18 protein-coding genes are annotated in these 22,565 nt (G+C 35.7%); 5 read left to right on the top strand and 13 right to left on the bottom strand.

Going from position 1 to position 22,565, the window contains the following annotated elements:
- Window positions 1–750 precede the first annotated feature (750 nt).
- Complete coding sequence (locus F3J23_RS19290; RefSeq protein WP_167032790.1) at window positions 751–3,618, top strand: M16 family metallopeptidase; 2,868 nt, start codon at window positions 751–753, stop codon at window positions 3,616–3,618.
- Window positions 3,619–3,754: 136 nt separating this feature from the next.
- Here the strand turns inward: F3J23_RS19290 and F3J23_RS19285 are convergent, their stop codons facing one another.
- The 3 genes from F3J23_RS19285 to F3J23_RS19275 all read right to left on the bottom strand — a co-directional run bounded on the left by F3J23_RS19285 (window position 3,755) and on the right by F3J23_RS19275 (window position 8,039).
- Complete coding sequence (locus F3J23_RS19285) at window positions 3,755–4,831, bottom strand: GNAT family N-acetyltransferase (RefSeq protein WP_167032788.1); 1,077 nt, start codon at window positions 4,829–4,831, stop codon at window positions 3,755–3,757.
- Window positions 4,828–5,829, bottom strand: a complete 1,002-nt coding sequence (locus F3J23_RS19280) for a polysaccharide deacetylase family protein (RefSeq protein ID WP_167032786.1) — start codon at window positions 5,827–5,829, stop codon at window positions 4,828–4,830. Before F3J23_RS19280 ends, F3J23_RS19285 begins: the two co-directional genes overlap by 4 nt.
- A 71-nt stretch (window positions 5,830–5,900) precedes the next feature.
- Window positions 5,901–8,039, bottom strand: coding sequence for a S46 family peptidase (locus F3J23_RS19275; protein ID WP_167032784.1), 2,139 nt, complete (start codon window positions 8,037–8,039; stop codon window positions 5,901–5,903).
- 246 nt (window positions 8,040–8,285) lie between these two features.
- Here F3J23_RS19275 and F3J23_RS19270 point away from each other — a divergent pair, with 246 nt between their 5' ends.
- A complete protein-coding gene (locus tag F3J23_RS19270) occupies window positions 8,286–8,777 on the top strand; it encodes a copper resistance protein NlpE (protein ID WP_228455384.1) in 492 nt (163 codons plus the stop codon).
- Between the two features lie 40 nt (window positions 8,778–8,817).
- Here the strand turns inward: F3J23_RS19270 and F3J23_RS19265 are convergent, their stop codons facing one another.
- Complete coding sequence (locus F3J23_RS19265; RefSeq protein ID WP_167032782.1) at window positions 8,818–9,465, bottom strand: MgtC/SapB family protein; 648 nt, start codon at window positions 9,463–9,465, stop codon at window positions 8,818–8,820.
- A gap of 213 nt (window positions 9,466–9,678) precedes the next feature.
- On the opposite strand from F3J23_RS19265, the gene F3J23_RS19260 reads away from it, so the two are divergent.
- From F3J23_RS19260 to F3J23_RS19250, 3 genes are all read left to right on the top strand, one after another.
- The gene (locus tag F3J23_RS19260; RefSeq protein ID WP_167032780.1) at window positions 9,679–10,242 is read left to right on the top strand and encodes a hypothetical protein; all 564 of its coding nucleotides are present in this window, start codon (window positions 9,679–9,681) and stop codon (window positions 10,240–10,242) included.
- 17 nt (window positions 10,243–10,259) lie between these two features.
- Window positions 10,260–10,658: an immunity 22 family protein gene (locus F3J23_RS19255; protein ID WP_167032778.1), complete on the top strand. Its 399-nt coding sequence runs from the start codon at window positions 10,260–10,262 to the stop codon at window positions 10,656–10,658.
- Window positions 10,659–10,781: 123 nt separating this feature from the next.
- Entirely contained in the window at window positions 10,782–11,516 is a 735-nt protein-coding gene (locus F3J23_RS19250) for a protein phosphatase 2C domain-containing protein (RefSeq protein WP_167032776.1), read from the top strand.
- A gap of 92 nt (window positions 11,517–11,608) precedes the next feature.
- Here F3J23_RS19250 and polA read toward each other — a convergent pair whose 3' ends face one another.
- The 9 genes from polA to tssD (F3J23_RS19205) all read right to left on the bottom strand — a co-directional run bounded on the left by polA (window position 11,609) and on the right by tssD (F3J23_RS19205) (window position 22,316).
- Entirely contained in the window at window positions 11,609–14,443 is a 2,835-nt protein-coding gene (gene polA / locus F3J23_RS19245; protein ID WP_167032774.1) for a DNA polymerase I, read from the bottom strand.
- Between the two features lie 241 nt (window positions 14,444–14,684).
- Window positions 14,685–15,098, bottom strand: a complete 414-nt coding sequence (tssD, locus tag F3J23_RS19240; protein WP_167032772.1) for a type VI secretion system tube protein TssD — start codon at window positions 15,096–15,098, stop codon at window positions 14,685–14,687.
- Between the two features lie 320 nt (window positions 15,099–15,418).
- Window positions 15,419–15,880, bottom strand: a complete 462-nt coding sequence (locus tag F3J23_RS19235; RefSeq protein WP_167032770.1) for a tetratricopeptide repeat protein — start codon at window positions 15,878–15,880, stop codon at window positions 15,419–15,421.
- A 104-nt stretch (window positions 15,881–15,984) separates the two neighbouring features.
- The gene (locus tag F3J23_RS19230) at window positions 15,985–16,437 is read right to left on the bottom strand and encodes a tetratricopeptide repeat protein (protein ID WP_167032768.1); all 453 of its coding nucleotides are present in this window, start codon (window positions 16,435–16,437) and stop codon (window positions 15,985–15,987) included.
- A gap of 6 nt (window positions 16,438–16,443) precedes the next feature.
- Window positions 16,444–17,085, bottom strand: a complete 642-nt coding sequence (locus tag F3J23_RS19225; RefSeq protein ID WP_167032766.1) for a hypothetical protein — start codon at window positions 17,083–17,085, stop codon at window positions 16,444–16,446.
- Entirely contained in the window at window positions 17,085–18,455 is a 1,371-nt protein-coding gene (locus F3J23_RS19220; RefSeq protein WP_167032764.1) for a PAAR-like protein, read from the bottom strand. The genes F3J23_RS19225 and F3J23_RS19220 overlap by 1 nt, the downstream gene beginning before the upstream one ends.
- The gene (locus F3J23_RS19215) at window positions 18,448–19,518 is read right to left on the bottom strand and encodes a hypothetical protein (RefSeq protein ID WP_167032762.1); all 1,071 of its coding nucleotides are present in this window, start codon (window positions 19,516–19,518) and stop codon (window positions 18,448–18,450) included. The genes F3J23_RS19220 and F3J23_RS19215 overlap by 8 nt, the downstream gene beginning before the upstream one ends.
- Window positions 19,519–19,526: 8 nt before the next feature.
- On the bottom strand, window positions 19,527–21,692 hold the full coding sequence (locus tag F3J23_RS19210) for a type VI secretion system Vgr family protein (protein ID WP_167032760.1): 2,166 nt from the start codon (window positions 21,690–21,692) through the stop codon (window positions 19,527–19,529).
- Between the two features lie 207 nt (window positions 21,693–21,899).
- The gene (tssD, locus tag F3J23_RS19205) at window positions 21,900–22,316 is read right to left on the bottom strand and encodes a type VI secretion system tube protein TssD (protein WP_167032758.1); all 417 of its coding nucleotides are present in this window, start codon (window positions 22,314–22,316) and stop codon (window positions 21,900–21,902) included.
- Between the last annotated feature and the right edge of the window lie 249 nt (window positions 22,317–22,565).

Here is a 22,565-nt window from a genome sequence, read left to right as displayed (position 1 = left end):
ACTCCTGCGCTCCCATTATTTGGGACTGCAAAGATACAAACTCTTTTTTATCTCACAACTTTTATTTGATAAAAAGTTAAAGTTTTTTTTCGCCTGTTTCTTAAAGTAGACTCATGTTTTTGCTTATCTAAAAGCCTCTTCTGCGCTTACTGATAATCTCTCGTTTTCAGTGGGGCAAAGATAACAACTTATTAACACGCAAAACAAGTTTTGTTAACTTAAATTTCATATTACATCACATTTTAAGCCTAATCCACTGAAACGCAGAAACAAAAATTTTAAACATTTGTTTGGAGGAAGGGCGAGAATGGGCTGGAGCGTGGATGGGGTGGGAAGAGAATAAGAAGAATGGTCGTTAATCATGTATGGCTTACGGCTTATTAACCTCCTATACCCTAGCCCTGATAGAAATGGTTACCCCGCAGTACGCAAGGAATAGCTCTTGGTCTTGGTGCGGGAACAACGGCGCGAGGAGTAGAAATGGATAGCAGGAAATAGCTCCTGAATAAAGTAAACAGGAAAAGGAAAAGTGAAAAAAGAATTTGTAAGAGGTTAAACATATTATAGTATTGTAACATGACGACATTTATTATTTGTCTCTTTCCTGAATTGATGAGGGTTTGCCCCTTCTGATTAACCTTTTCAACTATAATAATAGATGTAATAGTGATAAAAACCGGCCAACATTTTTTTTGATTGCTTACATTTGTACTGCATTCCGGATTCTAAGGAATGAAATGAGTTTTATATATGACAGAGAGAAAATATAAAGAAACGGTACACACTGATCAGAACAACTACGAATATATTACGGTAACCCACGATAAAAATAAAGTCAGAATCTATACTTTGAAAAACGGCTTAAAGGTTTTCCTGGCTCAAAATTTCGATGCACCAAGGATTCAGACTTTTATTCCGGTAAAAACGGGAAGCAATAATGACCCGGCTGATAATACAGGATTGGCTCACTACCTTGAACACATGATGTTTAAAGGAACTTCTAAAATTGGAACTCAAAACTGGGAGAAGGAAAAGGAACTGCTGGACCAGATCTCTGCGCTATATGAGGAACATAAAGCGGAACAGGATTCTGAAAAGAAGAAAGAAATCTATAAAAAGATTGATGAAGTCTCACAGCAAGCCAGTCAATATGCTATTGCTAATGAATACGACAAAGCCATTTCCTCTCTGGGTGCAAGCGGAACCAACGCCCATACCTGGTTTGATGAAACGGTTTATAAAAACAATATCCCTAACAATGAGCTTGAAAAATGGCTTACAATAGAAAAGGAAAGATTCTCCGAAATTGTACTCCGTCTTTTTCATACTGAACTGGAATCTGTATATGAAGAGTTCAACAGAGCACAAGACAATGATACAAGGCTTGTGAGCTACGAATTGATGGACGCTCTTTTCCCCACTCATCCTAACGGGCAGCAAACCACATTAGGAAGACCGGAACATTTGAAAAACCCTTCTATGAAGGCCATTCATAAGTATTTTGATGAATATTATGTTCCTAATAATTATGCTATGGTGCTGGTTGGAGATCTTGATTTCGAAGAAACGATTCAATTAATTGATCGGTATTTCGGGACTTTACCTTATAAAGAGTTACCGAAAAAGACACCAATTATTGAGCAACCTATTACAAAAGTTATCAAAAGAACGGTAAAAAGCCCCACTACCCCACGAACGCAACTGGCATGGAGAACTGACAGCTATGGCACACGTGAAGCTATGCTGGCTGATGTTGTAGCCAATATCCTCAGCAACAGAGGCGAGGCCGGACTACTGGATCTACACATCAACCAGACTCAAAAAATGCTTTGGGCACAGGCTTTTTCTGTAGGGTTAAGACAATACGGCTATTTTTCTATTGTGGCTGTTCCAAAGGAAACACAGACACTGGAAGAAGCAAAGGATATGGTATTGGAGGAGATTGAACTGATCAAAAAAGGAGAGTTCCCCGACTGGATGCTTCCTGCAATTATCAATGATTTCAAACTTCAAAGGATGAAAGGTCTTGAAACGGCAGAAGGATTAGCCACTAATCTCTATGATTCTTATATTAAAGGAAGAACCTGGGAACAGGAAATGAACGAAATGGATGAATACGCTTCTTTTACGAAAGATGATGTAGTAACTTTTGCCAATGCCTTTTTCAAAGATAATTATGTGATTGTAGATAAAGAAAAAGGGGTAAACGACCGCCTGATCAGAGTGGAAAATCCAGGTATTACACCGGTTAAAATAAACCGCGACACACAGTCTGAATTTTTAAAAGGAATTCTATCTGACATTACGGAAGACATTCAACCAGAGTTCATCGATTATCAGAAAGAAATTACAACGGATGAGCTCAAGGGAAAAAAATTAAGTTTCGTTAAAAATAAATACAACGATATTGCCCAGTTACATTTTATTTTTCCTTTTGGAAGTGATCATGACAGGGAGCTGGGAATTTCAACCCAACTGTTACAATATCTGGGTACAGACAGATTTTCTCCTGAAGATCTAAAAAAGGAATTTTTCAAAATCGGGATCAGTAATGATTTTAAGACAACCAATGATCAGCTTATCATCTCTCTGAGCGGGTTGGAAGAGAATATAGAAAAGGGAATTGCCTTACTTCAACATTGGATGCGCGATGTAAAACCGAATCAGAATGTTTACAGTCAGTTTGTGGAAACTGTGCTTGAAAATCGCCAGGCCGTGAAGAAGGATAAAAACCGTATCATGACTGCCCTAACCAATTATACAAAACTAGGCAGTAAGTCGCGTTTTACGGATGTTATTTCCAAAGAGGAGCTTGAAAACTCCAAATCTGAAGTGTTTACAGACAGAATGAAAAAGCTTTTCAACTATCCGTATCAGGTATTTTTCTATGGTAAGGATTTTGAAAATTTCAAAGGATATATTGGAAATTATATGGAAATGGAAAGCCTTCAGATCCCTGAACCGAAACAATATCCTGAACCTGCGACCGGAGGAAACGTATATTTCATCAATTACGACATGGTTCAGATGGAAATGAGCAAGATTGGAAAGGGAAATATGGTAAATCCGCTTCATTTCGGAAAAATCAATGTGTTCAATGAGTATTTCGGAAGAGGGTTATCTTCAATTGTCTTCCAGGAGATGCGTGAAAGTAAAAGTCTTGCTTATTCGGCTTATGTTTCTTACGCAGCTAATTCTGAGCTGAATCATCCTGACTATATTACCACTTATATAGGAACGCAGCCTGATAAACTTATGATTGCTGTGGACACACTGAACGAACTGATGAATGAGCTTCCTGAAGTTCCTATTCAGTTTGAAAATGCAAAAAATGCAGCACTGAAGCAGATTGCATCAACCAGAGTTACAAGAAATAATATATTCTTCAATACTTTAAGATTAAAGAAGCTGAATATTTACCATGATTTCAGGAAAGATATCTACGGACAGATCCAGCATCTGAAATTTGAAGATATCAGGCAATTCTATCAGACAGAGATTCAATCGGTAGAATTTAATACAGCTATTATCGGTAAAAAAGAAAACCTGAATATGGAAGCTGTTCATAAAATGGGAGCCTTCAAAGAAGTAAGTCTGAAAGATATTTTCGGACATTAAAAAAACAAGGGCTGTCTCAAAGATTCTTCAGCAAATTCGAATGGCAAACGTCATATTATTTGGTCTTTGAGACAGCCTCTTTTATTTTAAAATCTGTTGAATTGTAATTGCAGACTGCAAAATTTACAGAAATCTTTTATGTCATCATACAATCTCCGTCTCCATCCTGATAATGAGGATCAAAATTCTCCGGAAGTTCTTGTAGCAGCTGCTTGTGGAAAAGGTATTCTCTTCTGAAATCACGCTGATAAATCTTTGAAAATGATTTTGACTTTTGAATGGCATCATTCAGCTCGGTCTGGTAGCAGGTAAAGCCTTTCACTTTATTTTCAACGATAAAATAGTTTAAAAAGCCAACAACCTCATCTAAATCTGAAACTGAAAAAAGGTAAGGAATTTTAAGATATCCGTCACGAAGCTGAAGCATCAGACATGTGCTAAGTCTATTATCCTTATCATATATCTTCACCCAGAAATACTTAAAAACCCCGGCGAAACTTGAGAAAAGATACCTTCCATCTTTTTTCCCTTCCAAAACCCAGGGATTTTTTATAAAAATATTGATCTCTTCCGCATTTCGCTGACTTTGAAATTCACTTATAAAATCAGCACTTTCCTGATCAATACTGCTTAGCGTTTCATATCGAAAATCAGGTTTCTGTATTCCTAAATTCTTTGTTGAAATCAACAGATTAGCAGCGGCATCCAAGATGTGAAACAAAGGTTCTATTTTTTTTGTTCCAGGCTTTTTTTCAGGAATCATTTTTGCTGCGTCTGTTCTGAAATAGTACCGTTTTCCTTCTTTTGGAAAAACATATTCAAAAACACCCATGATATTATACAGTGCTTCTGCTTCTTTGGTGAATTCCGTTATGGCAATTTTACCTTCATATTCTTCGAAAACCTTCTTCAACAGCTTTTTTGCAGGTCTTTCTTTCCGGAATTCAGGGTTTATATACAATGTGCTTAGCCACGCATAACGGATCTTTTTTCCGTCAATATCAAAACAATCCGGGAAGCATCCTACATATCCTGCCAGTCTCTCTTCATGAAAAGCAAGAATGAGAAGAGTATCTTCATCACCCGCTTTAGGATTTCTGATATGTGATAACGCACGATGCTTTGTAATGGGAAGAAAATCATACTGCTCGAAATCTCCGGACGATATGAAATCTTCCAGTTCTTTTCTATTGAATGTTTTCAGCTGTATCATTCTCTGATAATGGTATTTTTATTCAACAGCTTTTTAAGTCTGAAATAAGCAATTTCCTTTTTCATAATTTTTTGTGCACTCTCTCCCATCTCCATTGGAATTCTCTGAAAATTTCTTTTCACACTGTCCAGTTTTACTCCTGCACATCCAAAGCTGCAATAGATTTCTTCATTTTTAAATAACTCATCAAAGAACTCTTTCTTTACCTGAAAGTCTGTGAACGGAAATGCAAAAGTTTCATACAGAAACCCGTTTTCTTTTAAATAAGCAAAGGTTTTATCGGTAGTTTCCATCTGCTCTGCTAAAGACAAATCTCCATATTTCGGGTGATCCCAGCTGTGAGAAGCAATACCGAAGCCTTTATATGTAAGCTTTTTGAGTTCTTCTGTACTTAAATAGGGACTATTTTCTCTTGAATAGGCTTTAAAATCAACGTCGAGATAGACTGCCAGCTCATCCAGAATCCACTTTCTTTGATAGTTGATCTTTAATATATGCTCTTTCAAAATATCTTTTCCTGCATTGTTTTCAACAGACAATATGCGGTAAACTTCAGGATTAATATCTCTCATCTTTTCAACAGCATCAGCAAGAAGGCTGGCCTTACATCTGAACATCATATCCTGATTGTCTATGAAAGCCGGATTGACAAAGTTACAGGCATAAATTCCTTTCCGTTCCAAAATCGGGACGGCAACATCATAAAATTCTTTGAAACCGTCATCAAAAGTAAGTAAAGCGACCTTCTTTTTAGATTTGAAACTTCCGGTAGTAAAGTCTCTGAATTCCTGCCAGTTTATAAACTGAAAATGTTTGGACAGGTTATCGAGATCTTCTTCAAATTGTCTGGAATTTTTATAACAGATTACGTGCTTAATGTGTGGAAGATCTTTATCGGAAACACTGTGATAAAGAGGCAGACAGTATTCCAGCGGAAAAGCTCTCCCGATATTGTCTGTTTCAAATGCGGCCAATGTATTGATGATCTTATCTTTCATCTTGCTCAAAATAAAAAAGAATCTATTCAAAATTTAATTCAAATAGATTCTTAAAGGTATAACTTTTAAAATTATTTTATAATCTTCATTTCATCCACAAGCCACTTGGAGTCTGCGAACTTTTCAATGATAAAAAGGATATATTTTGTATCTACCATGATGTTTCTGCTGAAACGTGGATCGTAATTGATATCACTCATTGTTCCTTCCCACTGTCTGTCGAAATTCAGTCCAACCAGGTTTCCGTTCGCATCAAGTGCAGGGCTTCCTGAGTTTCCTCCCGTAGTGTGGTTGGTAGCAGTGAATCCTACAGGAACATCTCCTGTTTTATCTTTATAGATTCCGAAATCCTTTTTGTTGTAAAGGTCAATCAGTTTCTTTGGAACATCAAATTCATAATCTCCAGGTACATATTTTTCCATTACTCCAGCAAGGTGGGTCTGGTAACCGTAAGAAACAGCATCTCTTGGTGTGGAACCTTTTACTTTACCATAGGTTACACGAAGTGTTGAGTTGGCATCCGGGAAGAATTTTCTGTCTTTATCCGTCTGCATCTGCTGTGCCATGAATTTCTTCTGTAAAGCATCAATTTTTGCCTGAAGTGAAGTGTATTGAGGATCTGCAGTCTTCATATACGTTTCTTTCATTGCTACATACAGCTGATAAATCGGATCTTTCTTTAAAGTTTTGATGAGTTTATCCTGATTAGAAAATGCTTTATCAATATCGGTAGTCAGTGCAGCATTGTTTACTGCTGTTCTTCCTGTGATGATAGAGTTTTTAGACATATCTTCCACTACAGGGATATTTGCTGCCTCATCTTTAAATTTGCTGAATCCAGCCGGTAAAAACTGAGGTGCTGTTTTACTAACATATAACGCCAGTAGTTTTGCCGTTACTTTAGCATCCAGCTCTGCGCTGTAATCTTTGTAGAATGAAGATACTTTTGTTTTAAACTTTGCCAGTTCCTTTTCATCCATTCTTCCTGCTTCTACTGAAGCTACGAAGTCATAATAATCTCCTGCCAGTTTCAATGTCTCAGCATTTCTTATCACTTCTGTATAATATGCGTTGTTAAGCGCATAAGGTGCCTGATCGTTATAAAGTTTATTCAGTTGATCCAGAGTTGTCTTAATCTCCGGATTTTTAGCGACCAAAGAACCTTCATACATTACTTTCTTTTCAACGGCATTGGATTTTTTCAATCCTTCAACCTCTCCGATCCATTTTTTCCAATAATTGGCTACTGAAGCATATTTTGAAGCATATTTAATACGTGTTTCATTATCAGCACGCATTTTTTCGTCCAATGTTTTTAAAGCAACATCACGTACTGCGATTCTTGCAGGATCAATATCCTTCATAATTTTCTCCACTGCTACTGCAGGAAGATATTCTGTAGTTCTTCCCGGAAATCCGAATACAAAAGTGAAATCGTTTTCATTCTTATCTTTGATGGAAACCGGTAAATAGTGTTTTGGAACGTAAGGAATGTTATCTTTTGAATATTCCGCAGGCTTATTGTTTTTATCTGCATAGATTCTGAACATTGAAAAATCTCCGGTATGTCTAGGCCAAACCCAGTTATCCGTATCACTTCCAAATTTCCCTATACTTTGGGGCGGAGCGCCTACAAGACGGATATCTTTATAGGTTTCAATGGTGTAAGCATAGTATTTGTTTCCATAATACATTGGCTTTACCATAATAGACTGGTATGATTCTATTTTCTGAGAGTTTTTATAAACCTCAATATTGTTGTTGATCTTTTTAGTCAGTTCAGGTTCCGTAAGGTTATCCGTACCTTCTAAGATCTGATCTGTAACTTCTTTTATATCTACAATAAAATCTACTTTCACTCCCGGATTCGGAAGTTCTCCTTGTGTATTTTTTGCCCAGAACCCGTTCGAAAGAAGATCATTCTGAACGGTAGAATGTGCCTGGATCTGACCATAACCACAATGGTGATTGGTTAGTAGTAATCCTTTTGGCGAAATGATTTCTGCTGTACATCCGCCGTTAAACTGTACCACTGCATCCTTTATGCTTGGTTTCTGAGGGTTGAAAATATCTTTTGCAGAGATCTTCATTCCCAAATCCTTCATTTCCTTTTCATTCAGCTCTGTAGGAATCCACATTCCTCCATATTGTTGTGCAAATGCCATTGCAGCCGGCAAAAGAAATACAGATAAAAGTATCTTTTTTGTCATAATCAAAATTTTGCCCGAATTTACGAAGAAAAATAGGAATGGTCTTCATAAAACGGATGGAAAAGTTACTCAAGGCTATTTTTGATAAATATTTCAGGACAATCGTGAACTTTACTTCACAAATAAATCATGAAAAATTGGAAGGCGAAACGAATTGACTACTCATTATTGTATCCTTTTCTCTGGCTTAGTTTTTGTTTATTGGAAATAACTTTATTATTAAAAAATATCTTTAAATCTATTGTTATGATGAAAAGCAAAATGATTATTGCAGGAATCGGAGCGGCTTTATTTCTCGCTTCATGTTCTAAGAAAGAAACCAGCGAAAACACAAATACTTTAACGGATTCTGCTACAACTGCTGTTCAGCCCGTTTCTGCCGATAGTATAACCAAAGCTACTCCTACAGCTGCAGGTGATACTTCTGAAAATGCTTTAGACTGGGCAGGAACTTATGAAGCTGTGGTTCCGTGTGCGGATTGCCCTGGAATCAAAACTTCATTAACATTGAACAATGATAAAACATTCAGTATTAAAGAAGAATACCTTGAAAGAAATTCAAAGAATGAAGATAAAGGAACCTTTGTCTGGGATACTACAGGAAGTATAATTACTTTAAAAGGAAAATCTGCCAGCTATAAATACAAGGTAGGTGAAAACACACTTTTCCAACTGGATATGGATGGAAAAGAAATTACCGGACCTAATAAAGATCTTTACATATTCAAGAAAAAATAGGAAATAAGGGCTTCGGCCTTTATTTTTTTGTCTTACAAAATTAAAACTGATAAGCTTTAATCTTAGGATCATCTACCAAACGCATGGTTAATCTTTCATGATGGCTGTTTTTCCCTGTAATTCTCCAGATAACCGTAAAGCCATCTTGTGAATACTGCTGTCTGATCATGAGATAAGCTAAGCGGTTTTCTTTAAAGATATTCTCACAATATTTAATATCCCCTGAACTGGTGACCGCTATTCTGTATTCTCTTACTTTGTTAAAATTATCAATAAAATTCTGTAAATAAGTTAAAGCACTCAAAATAATTAATACCAAAGCGGTTCCCAACATAGCAATATAAACATATCCTGATCCTACGGCCATTCCTATTGATGCTGTTGCCCAGATGGTTGTAGCTGTAGTAATTCCTTCAATTTTATTATCTCCTTTAAAAATCACTCCTGCTCCTAAGAAACCGATCCCTGTAATAATATTAGCTGCAAGGCGATCTGGATTAGCTACTCCTATTTTAATGGAAAGAATGGTGAACAGACAGGCTCCGAAACAAACCAGAATAAAGGTACGAAGACCCGCGGATTTATTCCTGTATTCACGTTCGGCACCAATAAACAGGCCCAGAATAACGGAAATTAATATTAACAGTAATTCGTTTTTAACAGCATAATGGTCCTGAAGAAATTCCATTTTTTTAAATTTAACCTAAGAATAAAATTACAATAAAAAATTTATCTGTAGCCCTGTCACTTAAGTTTGTTGTAAGGAAAACAGATTTTATTTGACTGAAAACTTTCGTAATATTACATTTTTAAACGGATCTCCGGGATAAAAGGATTATAAAAGATGATCAACAAAAAAATTATATTAAGAAACATTTTTATGAAAAACCTTGTGTTGATAATGCTTACAGTATTATCCGGAATGACTTTTTTCAAAGCTCAAAAAGTATTTAATCAGAATTATTCTTTTAAAGGTGATGGATCTAATGTTGCTGTTGTACCTATTATCAATGATTTTGAAGATAGTGACTCCATTACAAAAAAGGTTTTAAAAGATACACTTCAATTAAAGTTTATGGATGTGGCTTCTGCACGCGCCAATCTGGATACAAAAGTTATGGATATTTTAAAAAAGGTTGCTGAAAAGGATTACAGGTCTAAGGAAGTAAAAACTTTTCCTAATCTTAACACCATAATAAGTACTGAGGAAATAAGCTATATTAAAGAAAAATTCGGTAATGCAGATTTATTGCTGCTTCCGGTTATATTTAATATTCAACAAATTATGGGAGTAACATTCGGAAACTCACTATTTCGTTTGTATGATCTTAATAATGGAGAGCTTATTCAACAGTTTTCAGAAAAGATCAATGTTAATATAGGAGACCGTGCGGGCTTCGCCATGATGACTGCTATGCTTATCAGTGGTGAAAAATCCCATTTGCTGCACAATATCAAAAAATAATACTTATATATAAAATTATGGAAAAAGAAATTTCACACTTCTGGTTAGGATATTTTAAGAATGAAGAGGACTTTTATGCTTTCGTAGAAGAGGATGAAAATTATTATATAGAAGAGGAAACGGAAGATCAGTATGTTTCAAAATTCGCAGAGTCACAAAACATCAAATGGTTTGATGATGATTTTATGGAATATGGTTTTGAAGAGGCAACACTGGGCATTTATGAGAAGTTCTCGGAATATTCTTATGCTGACGAATGGCTTCCTGTTCTGGAGAGAAAACTTAATGAATTGAGCCTTGATACTCCGGTTAATGCAATTATTTTTACAAGCCGATTTGTAATTCCTAATCCGGTTTCTGTAGAAAATGATGAATTCTCACTGCATTATGTAGGTGAAATAGAATATGATATTTAAGCTCACTTCTATCAATAATGATACAATAACAGGTGGCTCCATTCTTTATGGAGCCACCTGTTATAATTTAAAAACATAAGTAATCTTTAAAAAGTAAGTTAGAATATTTAATTTAGCAATTAAATGAATATATATTCTACTTTACAAATTGGAGATTATCACACCCATCATTGCGAAGACGATCTTCTTATAAAAAAAATTAACTCTGATAAAATGGTTTGTGCAGTAATGGATGGCTGCTCGACTGCTATGGATAGTCATTTCGCATCAACACTTGTTGGAAAAATTTTACGCAAAATTATTATTGAAAAAGGTTATAAAGCTTTATATGAAAAAGATCTTCAGCGTAATCTGGATGAAGAACTCAAAACGATAATAAAGGATCTATTTGACGAACTTTTATTTGTTAAAAATCATCTAATGCTTGATGAAAAAGAACTACTCACTACTTTAATCATTTTGATTTATGACAGCAAGATAGATAAAGGCATTATCCTTACAATAGGTGACGGAGTCATTTGTATTAATGGAAATCTTACTGAATTTGATAGAGACAATAAACCTGACTACATTGCTTATCATCTTCATAAAAATTTTGATGATTGGTATGCCACTCAGCAAAAAGTCTTTTTTGATTGTCTGAATGATATTTCAATTGCTACGGACGGTATTCTGAGCTTTTTAAAAGTAAAAAAGACATTTGCTTCTGACGAAATCATCAATTGTGCAGAATTCTTAATGATTAATCAGCAAAATAAAGAGACTGAAGAAATGCTCAACAGAAAAATTAAACAACTGGAACATCAATACGGAGTAAAAGCTTCAGATGATTTAGCAATGATCAGAATAATAAAATAATATCTTGTTGAATTTTATCAATTCAATTTATAATAGAAAAGGCGAGCTTTTATGATGCTCGCCTTTTCTATTACTTTATAGTTTCAATACAATTAATGCGCTTCCAGCCAGTTATCTCCTACTCCAATCTCTACTAATAACGGAACCTGAGTTTTTAAAGCAGTTTCCATTTCCGTTTTGATAAGTTTTGAGGCAGCTTCAATTTCGTCTGCAGGGGCTTCGAATACCAATTCGTCATGAACCTGAAGAAGCATTTTGGTTTTTAGCTGCTGCTCTTCAAGCTCACGGTCTATTTTAATCATCGCTATTTTCACCACATCTGCGGCACTTCCCTGAACCGGCGCATTCACGGCGTTTCTTTCTGCGTGGCCTCTTACCACGAAGTTATTGGAATTGATATCTTTTAAATGACGTTTTCTTCCTAAAATGGTTTCCACATATCCCAGCTGACGTGCTTTATTCACTTGCTCAGCCATGTACTCTTTCAGCTTCGGATAGGTTTCGAAATAAGCTTCAATCATTTGTTTAGCCTCTGTACGGGAAAGTCCGGTTTGTTCTGCTAAAGCAAAAGCTCCTTGTCCGTAGATGATTCCGAAGTTTACGGTCTTTGCCTGACTTCTTTGTGTCTTCGAAACTTCTTCCAGTGGAATTTTAAACAGTTTGGCTGCTGTAGAAGCGTGAATATCTTCGCCATCCTGGAATGCTTTGATCATATTTTCTTCTCCAGAGATCTCGGCAATTAGACGAAGTTCAATTTGCGAATAATCGGCTGAGATGATCTTTTTCCCTTCTCCGGAAACAAAAGCTCCACGAATCTGCTGTCCTCTCAGCGTTCTGATCGGAATGTTCTGCAGATTGGGGTTTACGCTAGCCAAACGTCCTGTAGCTGCCGTTGTTTGTGAGAAATTGGTATGTACTCTGTTATCTTCTTTATCAATCTGTGAAGGCAAAGCATCCACATAGGTTGATTTCAGTTTCTGATAGGTTCTGTATTCCAGAATATGTTTAATGATCTCATGTTTTGAAGCGAGCTTCTGAAGCACGTCTTCTGAGGTTGCATATTGCCCTGTCTTTGTTTTTTTAGCTTTAGGGTCCAGCTGCATTTTTTCAAACAAAATTTCTCCCAGCTGTTTTGGTGAATTCATATTGAATTCTTCTCCTGAAAGTTCAAAGATCTTTGCTTCCAGTTGTCTCAGGTCGTTTTCAAGGTCAACACTTTCCTGTGCCAGCCATTTTTCGTCCAGAGAAATTCCTGCAAGTTCCATTTTTGCCAACACTTCCATCAGAGGCATTTCTATGGTAAAGAAAAGTTCTTCCAGATTCTCTTTTTTTAATTGCGGAGCAAAGAGTTCATATAGCTGGAATGTTACATCTGCATCTTCTGCAGCATAATCTGTCTGTGTTCTCAGATCCGCGTCTCTGAAAATTCCTTGTTTTTTACCTTTCTTTCCTATGATGGTTTCAATAGATACCGGTTTATAGTTCAGGTATACTTCTGAAAGGTAGTCCATTCCGTGTCTTCCGTCCGGATTCAGCAGGTAATGGGCGATCATCGTATCGAACATCGCTCCTTTAACGGTGATGTCGTATTGTTTTAAAATCTTATAATCGAATTTAAGATTATGGGCGATTTTCAACAGATCTTCTTTTTCAAAAAACGGTCTGAAAATTTCCAGTGTCTGTAATACTTCAGCCCTGTCTTCCGATAAAGGAATATAATAAGCAAGACCTTTCTTATAGGAAAAGCTCATGCCTACCAATTCTGCTTCCAGCTCATTTAGCGAGGTAGTTTCGGTATCAAAACAAACCTCTTTTTGTTTCAAAAGATTATCAACGAGTTTTTTCTGAGCTTTCGGATTGTCTATGAACTGATAAAGATGATCATTATGTTCAATTGTAGATTTTGTAGAGGTAGCCTGATCCAGTTCTTCAAAGTTAGCAAAAAGGTCAAGCTGCATCACCTGTCCTTTCACTTCTGCAGCTGTCGGACTCTGTTTTACTTCTACTTCACTTACTACAACTGTTTCTGCAGGTGTGGAAGCAAAAGCTCTGTAAAGATTCTCATACAGCCTTCTGAATTCTATTTCATCAAAGACTTCTTTTACTTTTTCAAAATCAGGAGTCTCAAGATCGTATTGTTCCTGATGAAATTCTACCGGCGCATCACAAATAATAGTAGCCAGCTTTTTTGACATGATACCACGTTCTGCCGAAGCTTCTACCTTTTCTTTTAGTTTTCCTTTTAATTTATCAGTGTTCGCTAATAGATTTTCGATGCTTCCAAATTCTTTAAGGAATTTCATCGCAGTTTTCTCACCTACACCTTCCAGTCCGGGAATATTATCCACAGCATCTCCCATCATGGCAAGGAAATCAATCACCTGTTTAGGATCTTCGATCTCATATTTTGCCTTTACTTCATCTACACCCAGAATTTCTATATCTCCTCCTTTTAAACCTGGTTTATAAATTTTTATTTTATCTGTCACCAGCTGTGCAAAGTCTTTATCCGGTGTTACCATGAAAGTGGTGTATCCTTCTTTTTCTGCTTTACAGGCAATGGTTCCGATGACATCATCTGCTTCATATCCTTCTACTCCCAGAATCGGAATATGCATTGCTTCCAGGATTCTGTGGATGTATGGAACAGCAATTTTAATGGCTTCAGGAGTTTCGCTTCTGTTAGCTTTGTAATCTGAAAAGTCATCAGTTCTTACACTGGCCTGCCCAACATCAAAAACAACCGCCAGGTGAGTAGGTCTTTCTCTTCTGATCAATTCGATCAAAGAGTTCGTAAAACCAAAGATGGCAGAAGTATCCAGTCCTTTACTGGTGAGTCTTGGATTCCTGATCAATGCGTAATATCCTCTGAAAATCATCGCATAAGCATCGATGAGAAACAGCCTTTTATCGTGTGTTGCGTCCATATTATCTATAATGAACAAATATATGAAAATAGGAGAATAAGATGAAAGCTGAGATGGGAAAGTTGAAAAGGAAAAATGGATGGAGTAATTGGCAATGGTGAATAGTCAATTAGCTTTGCTGTCAATTTTTTACTTTGAAAATATTTACTATTCACTTGCGAAGCAAAATTCAATATTGATATTATATCAAAAAAGAACAGCACACCAATGGCGTACTGTTCTCTTTACTTTTAAGTTCTTATTATACACCTGTTGAAGGCCATAATCCAGCGTACTGAGAAGTACCGTAATCAATTGTTTCAGCACTTATTACGAAGCTGATCAGCATACTATTGCTGTCTACTGCGTCAAAGTCTACTTCGTGCTGGATCACATATCCATTTTCCCAGTTTAGAGTGATCAATGTTCCTTCTTCGTGAGATTTGTTGAATGTGATTTCTCCTTTTGTTGGCTTGTATTTACCGTTTAACAAGCTTTCAAGGATGTCGGATTTTTCAGTAGCTTCTACTGTCACCTTGATTAATGCGTTAGAAGGATCTGATGCTACACGTCCTGATACGTCTGTAGATCTTGATACACTGTAATTCATTTTTAACAGTTTCTGACCTTCTCCTCCGTTGAATTTTAAGATTCCTCTTGAATTTCTTTCTGCCATGATTGTAAATTTTAATCGTTAGTAATAAATTGTTATTCAATAATTATATAACAAAGATACCCTACCCATATTTGAAAAAAAAGCTTTTGAACTGAAATCTGAAAAAGTGTAGTAATTCTACGATTTCATGTCGTAATTCTACGACAATAGAGTTAAAAATCAACTTAAAATACTATATTTAAATACATTAAACTCAACCAAAATAAAGAAACAAAATAAATTTTATGACACTAAAAAGAGATATATAATTATATTGACGACTGTTTATAAAACAGTATACAATGCTAATATCGATATAAAAAAAGACCTTTTCAGGTCTCTTATTTTATTTTTTGATTTTGTTCTAATGAATCTAATATTTTAAAATTAATATCCAAATTGGAAGCTCCCAGCTGTCTGGCTTTTTCTAAATATTGTTTCCCTTTTTGAATATCTCCGGAGTACGAATAGCTCATTCCTAAAGAGATTAAAACCTTTTCATAATCCTGAGTCCCTTTTCCATAACCAATATCATAAGCTTTCTGTAAATTTTGAATTGCATTTTTATAATCTCCTATTTTTAGATATGAAGAGCCTAGCCCAACTAAAACATCAGGCTTTTTAACTGGATCAACATGATTGAAGTTGAAGATAGCCATCTCATACTGTTGTTTGTCATAAGCGTCCCAGCCATCATTATATGATTTTGTATTGGCATCAGTAAAAAAGTTGTCTTTAATAATTACGATTAAAAAGCCCAGTGCAATTACTCCTATTATTATTTGTATTATCTTTTTTATCATTTACCTCAGCGGATTTTAATTCTATTTATTCTTAATTACATCTTATTTCACTTTTTTCTATTTTTTTAACTTGTAAAAAATGAAATGCTTATAATGATAAAAATTTATTTTTTTTTCTGCTCCAATGAATCTACAATCTGTAGATTTCGTTTACTATTTGGATTTCCTGATTTTTCGGCCTCTTGAAGAAAATATCTTGCATTATTCAGGTCTCCTGTCTGAAGATAGCAATATCCTAAAGAATTTAGTATCTTACTAAAATCTTCATTGCTGTACAATTTTCTATTTTTATATGCTTCTTGAAAGTTAGTTATTGCATTGCCATAATCTTTCAATTCTAAATATGAAGATCCTAATGCCATTGGAATATCCGGATATTCCGTTTTGTTTACTCTTTTAAAATAAAATGTTGCCAACTCATATTGTCCTTTTTCATGGGCTGCCCAACCATCATTATAAAACTGAGTATCTCCATCTGTAAAAAGTGCGTTTTTAGCAATTACTATGATAAGACCTAATGCTACTATTCCGATAGCTATTTGTAAGATTTTTTTCATTCTATATTATATAAGGAAATTGATAATGTTTATAATTGATAATGTCCAAAAAATATAGTCATTAATTCCTGTATGTTTTAATTTATTCTCAGTTTCATCAACTTGAAATAATCCTGTCTTTTTAGCCAATAAAATTAATAAATGAGGAGTCAGTAAAAATATTAGAAACACCCACCAACGGTAATTATATTTCCAAATATCTGATAATAAAAAGAATCTATTTATTTTAACATCGATTTTTCGAAGTCCAAAGAAAGGAATTGATTCTAATTCGTTCAATTCACCTCCAAAGATATCTCTCCTATGTTTAATTTCATGTTTTTCAATTCTTTCATTATCTTTCTCTCTGATATAAAATGCAATATCTACCTTATCATCATCTTTATTAATTCCCCACATCCAAGTATTTATACCTTCAAAAATTCCAGGATATTTACGACTGATTCTTATATTATCCTTAACAAAATTATAAGTAACCGTCGTACTTCTTCTGCTTGAATATACAGTACTTTGATTTTCGGCCTGTTTCCAGGTTATATGTTTTATATGAGATAAATCGTAAAAGGATATTATCACAGTGTAAAGAGTATATAATACCCAACAATATATAAAAAAGCTTAATAAAAAATCTAAATTCAATCTTTTCATCAATCTTTTCCTGATAATACTGTTATTTTTGCTCTTGCTGCTGCTTCCTCACCTTGTAATGCTTTCATTAAATCTTCTGCCTGACCTTTTAAGATAAAATTAGTAACTCCTTTATATGCATCTTGTAGTAGTCCCATATAAAAGCCACCTCCCTGTACACCTCCTTTAGCCCCACCTTTGGCAGGATCAAATGTTGGTTTTCCAAAGTTATCTTTTAATGCATTTATCCCTGAATTGTAAGCCATACCACTAGAGCCTTTTAAAGATAAATCATTTCTTGAATATTGAGAATTGGAAGTAAACTGATTTTCTTCAATTACCTGATATCTGCCTCCATAGTCTGATCCTGTTACAACTCTATAGGGGTCGCCCACATTAGGGTTTCTTCCTGGAATAGCTCCGTTTATTCTGTTTGCTGAAGAAGTCTGTACAGCTCCTCTTTCCTCAATATCATCCAGTCGTATAGATTGTGAACTTGTCTGTTCATAATATGTTGATGTTCTGTTTCCGACTGTCTCCTTTCCGACTCCAGCAGCTCCTCCTACATCATTTGTATGTTCATAAAGGGCTTTATCCCCATTAGAATTGGCTATTTTATAATTTTTTACTATTTCTTCAGGATCGGATTCAAACCCATCCACATATGTTTTAACTGTATTTCCGTCACCGGTTGGAACAACAGAATATAACCCTCCTTTAGCCTGATCTATTCCCCATCCAATACCATAAGCAGTTCCTGTTGCCAATACAGCTCCTCCCAGATAATTCCAGCCGGCAGCAGCTCCGAAAGTAGCAAAAGTAGTTTGGGCGGTAACTGCCGTTGTTCCTATTGCCGCCAATGCAGGATATAAAATATAGGAAAGAGCTATTACTCCTACCGTATTTATAAGCGTTTTTCCTAGTGTAAGGTCAGTAAATTCATCGGCTGCTTTTTCAGAATAAAGTATCATCACATTTCCTCCTAAGCGACATGGTATTTGTGAATTTTCTAAAAGCGGATTTTTTCCTACAGTTAATACATTGGTATCGAAAGGAGTCCAGCTATGAAGTAACATTCCACAAATTGACGGGATTAATGATACTCCGGCTCCGGCGGCAGCTCCAGCAGCGGCAACGGCTGCAACAGCCAATGCACCTCCTGACAATACAGATCCTGCAACGAGAGCGAGACCTACTACTGCTCCAATAATTGCTCCTGCCACAATCATCTTACCACACATGAAGTTTCCACCCGGTCTGTCATCTACCGTTGCTTTCAGATAGCCTCCCGCAATCGTCACCTTTCCCTGGCTAGTTACTTTTATCTGTTGTTTTTTCATCCCATTAGAGCATACTAACCATGCTCCATCCGGTACATATAATTTAGCCATTTTTGTTGATTTTTGTAAGTTCTATTTTGTGTTCAGTTAAGTGACTATACTTAGCAGATGCCTGTTCTTTGATTTTAGAATGGCACAATAACATTTTACTTTGTAGAACATCAAAATGATATTCCAAAGACCATGTTAATGAATAGCTATAAGGCTCTTGCAAAAAGTCTTTCAATTTTGTATTGTAAATCTCTCTTAAATGTCCGTTTTTATCTGAATCAGACTCGGAGTAAAACTTTATTTTAACAATATTCCCTTCTCTCTCCACCTTCCGTTTCTTAGAAAGAATCACTTTTTCATTGGCAAATATTTGTGAGATATATTCATGTTTGTCAAGTTCAATAAAAGTATTAAGTTCAGAATACTCATAAAATAGATCATTAAAAAACAGAGTATAGAGAACATTATTTTTTATCAAAGGCAGGGTATTACTAAAATCATTATCTCCACCTTCAATCATATTTTTTTCTTCGAAAGTATTTCCAAGTTCAGGCTTTAAATTTTCTTTTAAGACATTCCAGGCTTGCTTTATCTCATCCTGATTAATCAGAGATTTAATATTACCTTCAGGAAAAAGTTCAATATTCAGATGCTCCAATGGTTTATTAAATTTCTGCATATACTCTGCAAACTGCCGGTAAATAGATTTAATATATTTTACCTGATGCGATTTCTGAATAATATCTCCGTAAAAATAATTCTCTTTTTTTGTTTTATTAAAATCCCAGATTATTTCTGTCTCAGAATCTATCATACTGCTTCCTGCAACCTGTAGATCTATTGTTTGCAGAATGGTATACTGGCTTTTTTCAATTTCCTTCTGTATAAGTATAACTTTCTCTGTAGAGAATAAATCTTCTTTATTTTTTTTAAGAATATCTACAGAATCCGGGATGATAATATATTCCAGCCATGTAGGCAAAGTATTATCTCCCTTTATCCATTCATGCGGTCTGGAGTTATTATTATGGAATTCTTTCAGTTCAGAAATTATTAATCCAAGCTCCTGAGCAATTGAGGAAAAAGTGTCTGTTCTTTTTATATAATATTTATGCAGTTCCAATATTCAATTTAATTTTCTATAATTTGACCTCCTTCAATTGTGGTATTTCCTTTAAAGTGGGCTCTTGAGGTTCCACTTCCTTTAATTTCCACTTCACTACTTGTAATTGAAATCTTGGTTTGGCTAATCTCAATTTTGCTGTTTCCAACTTTAATTGTTATATTTTTGACCCCGGATAAATCAATTATTCCTGCCTTATTCATAGTAAAAACACTGTTTTCACCTCCTACAGCTACTTTATGAGTGTTTCCCACATCTGCAATATGATCACATCCTACTTCAAGCTTTTTATTATTACCAACTTTGTCTGTTTTATCATTACCAACAGTTTTGGTACTGTTATTATTGGCATTATGCATTACATTTCCGGCTCCGTCAAAAAACATATTGGCTCCGCCCTGATCTTTAAGGTTCATGGAACCGGCTCCGTTGTCATACTTTAGTTCTGCGCCGCTTCTTCCGCTAAAGCTCATTACATTGTTTCCGACTCCACCTCCTGCACCGATATTCCCGTGAAACATTCCTCCCATCACAAAAGGGCGGTCCGGATGCTGATGTACAAAGTTAATGATCACCTGATCACCTACTTCGGGAACAGACATAAAACCACGATTTTTATTGACTTTTTCACTGCTTCCCGCATCGGGAGACATAACACGGATAAATTCTGTAGTATCCGGGCCGCTCTGCCAGTCAAATTGTACCTGAACTCTCCCCTGATTCAGAGGATCCGTGTTGGAAATAACTTTTGCAAACTGTGCTTCTGCTCTTGGAGTATCAAATTCCGGACGGGGTATGAATCCGGTATCTGCAGCAATGGCTTCAAATTGACCTTCATAATGTCCTCTGGCATCTACTTCATGTGTCGCCTCAATGATCATCAGTTTGGTAAAATAAGATGTATCATTACTTCCGGTTTTTCTCATTTCAATATCAGCAGTGCATCCCGGGTACAGGAAAGGCACAGTAGTTATTCCGGAAGTGATAAAAACTTCAGAGGCCTTACTTCCTGCTGTTCCTTTTTGGGAAGCATCAATATCCATAAATGAAATGGCCTTGATGGGTGCTACTCTCAGGGATGGTGTCGTAAAAGTTTTCTCTGAAATTTCATAGGCACGTTTTGCAATATCTGATGTATGGCTGATCTTTGAGCTTCCGCCTTTCAGCTTTTCGTTTTTACTGCTGTTATACCCATAAAAACTAGGGCTTACGTGTTGAGCTTTCATTTTGATAGCAATATCGCTTACACTGCTTCCATAGGTAAGTTTTACCGGTTTTTCCTGTGGAGGGAGTTTTCCGAAGTGCAATACTTCGCCATCATAATAGAACTGCTCTCCATAAGCTTCAGCAATTCTGGCAAGATAGTTATAATGGGTTTCTTCGTATTGTGAGCTGTAAGAAACATTGCCGTGCTGGGCATCAATTCTAAAATCAAACTTACTTTGTCCCAGTCCTTCTTTAATCACGTGATCAGCAATACTGTTCAAACTGACTGGCTGGGCACCCCCAAAGCTCTGGATATGAGGTGCAGCATCCAAAAGGATGGTGGGACTATAGCCTTTAAGCACTATATTTCCCAGGCTTCCTTTTTCCTGGCTGAAACCAACTTCCGTCACTACGCCTACAAAATTACGTTCGGCTCCTTTTTCAACATCTTTATATTTGAAGACCACTGTAATTCTTTTCCCCAGAAAGTTCTGAGCTTCTTCCAGATTATGATTCTCAGCATTGCCCAAAGAATCATGAGCCAGCATAAGGCTGAATTCATGGTGCCTGGCTGCACTCTGAATCAGTTTAAAATGTTTAAAATGCTTGATAATCTGCCCTTCAATTACCACATCCAGCTTCACTACACGATTAATTCCTGCAATAAAGCTTTTGGGAATGGCTTCGGCATTATGTATTTTTGAGGTAGGCTGTTTTGCCCACACTTTATTCTCTACAATAGATGGATTATTGGGAACCAGCGTTTGATTCATAAACATATCTGTTCCCTGCACAGTATTAAGGTCTTGCTGGCCTGTTTTTACTGTTTTCTTTACTTTTTCACCCACTTTATTTAATTTCCCTTCTGCATTTTTAACAGTCTCATTTTCCACTGTCTTTTTCAGTGGTTCTGTCTTTATATTAGCTTTTGGGTTATCTGCTTTAATTGTTTTGTCATCCTGAAACATAGCTTCTTGTGTTTAAGTTAAACTGAAATAAACTGCGGATTAAGCAGCCAATCCAGAATCAAAAAATATAGGAATATTACCTTTGTACATGGCCCGTAAAACCGGGTTCCTGAAATATTTATTGTTAAATGGAAAAAACAGAACAGCATACTCTAATGAGTGCACTGTTCTGTACCAATTTTATTTTTACTAAGATGATGAATAGGCTTAATTGCTTGAAGAAGATGGCCACAGTCCAGCGTACTGAGAAGTACCGTAATCGATTGTTTCCGCGCTTACGATAAAACTGATCAGCATACTGTTGCTGTCTACTGCATCAAAGTCTACTTCATGCTGGATTACGTATCCGTTATTCCAGTTTAAAGTGATCAATGTTCCTTCTTCGTGAGATTTATTGAATGTGATTTCTCCTACTGTAGGCTTGTATTTACCGTTTAACAAGCTTTCAAGGATGTCAGATTTTTCAGTAGCTTCTACTGTAATCTTGATAAGAGCATTGGAAGGATCTGATGCTACACGTCCTGACACGTCTGTAGATCTTGAAACGCTGTAATTTAACTTTAACAGCTTCTGTCCTTCACCATTGTTGAATTTTAAGATTCCTCTTGAATTTCTTTCTGCCATGATTAGTAAATTTTGATCGTTAATAATATTTTGTGATTCGGTGATTGTGTAACAAATATAGAGGCTCTTTTTTTCTAAAAAAAACTTTTCAATATAAATTTGAAAAATTGTAGTAGTTCTACGATTTCTTGTCGTAATTCTACGACAATAGAGTTAATAAATCTCATTAAAACACCATCAGAAAAGGGTTTCAGGTTCAATATAAAAAACAGATAAAATGAAAATTTTACACATTAACGAGAAATATTA

This window comes from Chryseobacterium sp. Tr-659, from assembly GCF_011752975.1.
Taxonomy (GTDB): Bacteria; Bacteroidota; Bacteroidia; order Flavobacteriales; family Weeksellaceae; genus Chryseobacterium.
The sequence above is the reverse complement of the archived record's forward strand: the minus strand, read 5'-3'. Positions and strand labels throughout refer to the sequence as shown.

What these genes read in the sequence shown, in the direction of transcription:
- tssD (WP_167032758.1), bottom strand. Translation starts at nt 22,316, where the DNA reads ATGGCAGAAAGAAATTCAAGAGGAATCTTAAAATTCAACAATGGTGAA.
- F3J23_RS19250 (WP_167032776.1), top strand. Translation starts at nt 10,782, where the DNA reads ATGAATATATATTCTACTTTACAAATTGGAGATTATCACACCCATCAT.
- F3J23_RS19230 (WP_167032768.1), bottom strand. Translation starts at nt 16,437, where the DNA reads ATGAAAAAAATCTTACAAATAGCTATCGGAATAGTAGCATTAGGTCTT.
- F3J23_RS19220 (WP_167032764.1), bottom strand. Translation starts at nt 18,455, where the DNA reads ATGGCTAAATTATATGTACCGGATGGAGCATGGTTAGTATGCTCTAAT.
- F3J23_RS19280 (WP_167032786.1), bottom strand. Translation starts at nt 5,829, where the DNA reads ATGAAAGATAAGATCATCAATACATTGGCCGCATTTGAAACAGACAAT.
- polA (WP_167032774.1), bottom strand. Translation starts at nt 14,443, where the DNA reads ATGGACGCAACACACGATAAAAGGCTGTTTCTCATCGATGCTTATGCG.
- F3J23_RS19255 (WP_167032778.1), top strand. Translation starts at nt 10,260, where the DNA reads ATGGAAAAAGAAATTTCACACTTCTGGTTAGGATATTTTAAGAATGAA.
- F3J23_RS19235 (WP_167032770.1), bottom strand. Translation starts at nt 15,880, where the DNA reads ATGATAAAAAAGATAATACAAATAATAATAGGAGTAATTGCACTGGGC.
- F3J23_RS19265 (WP_167032782.1), bottom strand. Translation starts at nt 9,465, where the DNA reads ATGGAATTTCTTCAGGACCATTATGCTGTTAAAAACGAATTACTGTTA.
- F3J23_RS19225 (WP_167032766.1), bottom strand. Translation starts at nt 17,085, where the DNA reads ATGAAAAGATTGAATTTAGATTTTTTATTAAGCTTTTTTATATATTGT.
- F3J23_RS19210 (WP_167032760.1), bottom strand. Translation starts at nt 21,692, where the DNA reads ATGTTTCAGGATGACAAAACAATTAAAGCAGATAACCCAAAAGCTAAT.
- F3J23_RS19285 (WP_167032788.1), bottom strand. Translation starts at nt 4,831, where the DNA reads ATGATACAGCTGAAAACATTCAATAGAAAAGAACTGGAAGATTTCATA.
- F3J23_RS19275 (WP_167032784.1), bottom strand. Translation starts at nt 8,039, where the DNA reads ATGACAAAAAAGATACTTTTATCTGTATTTCTTTTGCCGGCTGCAATG.
- F3J23_RS19270 (WP_228455384.1), top strand. Translation starts at nt 8,286, where the DNA reads ATGATGAAAAGCAAAATGATTATTGCAGGAATCGGAGCGGCTTTATTT.
- tssD (WP_167032772.1), bottom strand. Translation starts at nt 15,098, where the DNA reads ATGGCAGAAAGAAATTCAAGAGGAATCTTAAAATTCAACGGAGGAGAA.
- F3J23_RS19260 (WP_167032780.1), top strand. Translation starts at nt 9,679, where the DNA reads ATGCTTACAGTATTATCCGGAATGACTTTTTTCAAAGCTCAAAAAGTA.
- F3J23_RS19290 (WP_167032790.1), top strand. Translation starts at nt 751, where the DNA reads ATGACAGAGAGAAAATATAAAGAAACGGTACACACTGATCAGAACAAC.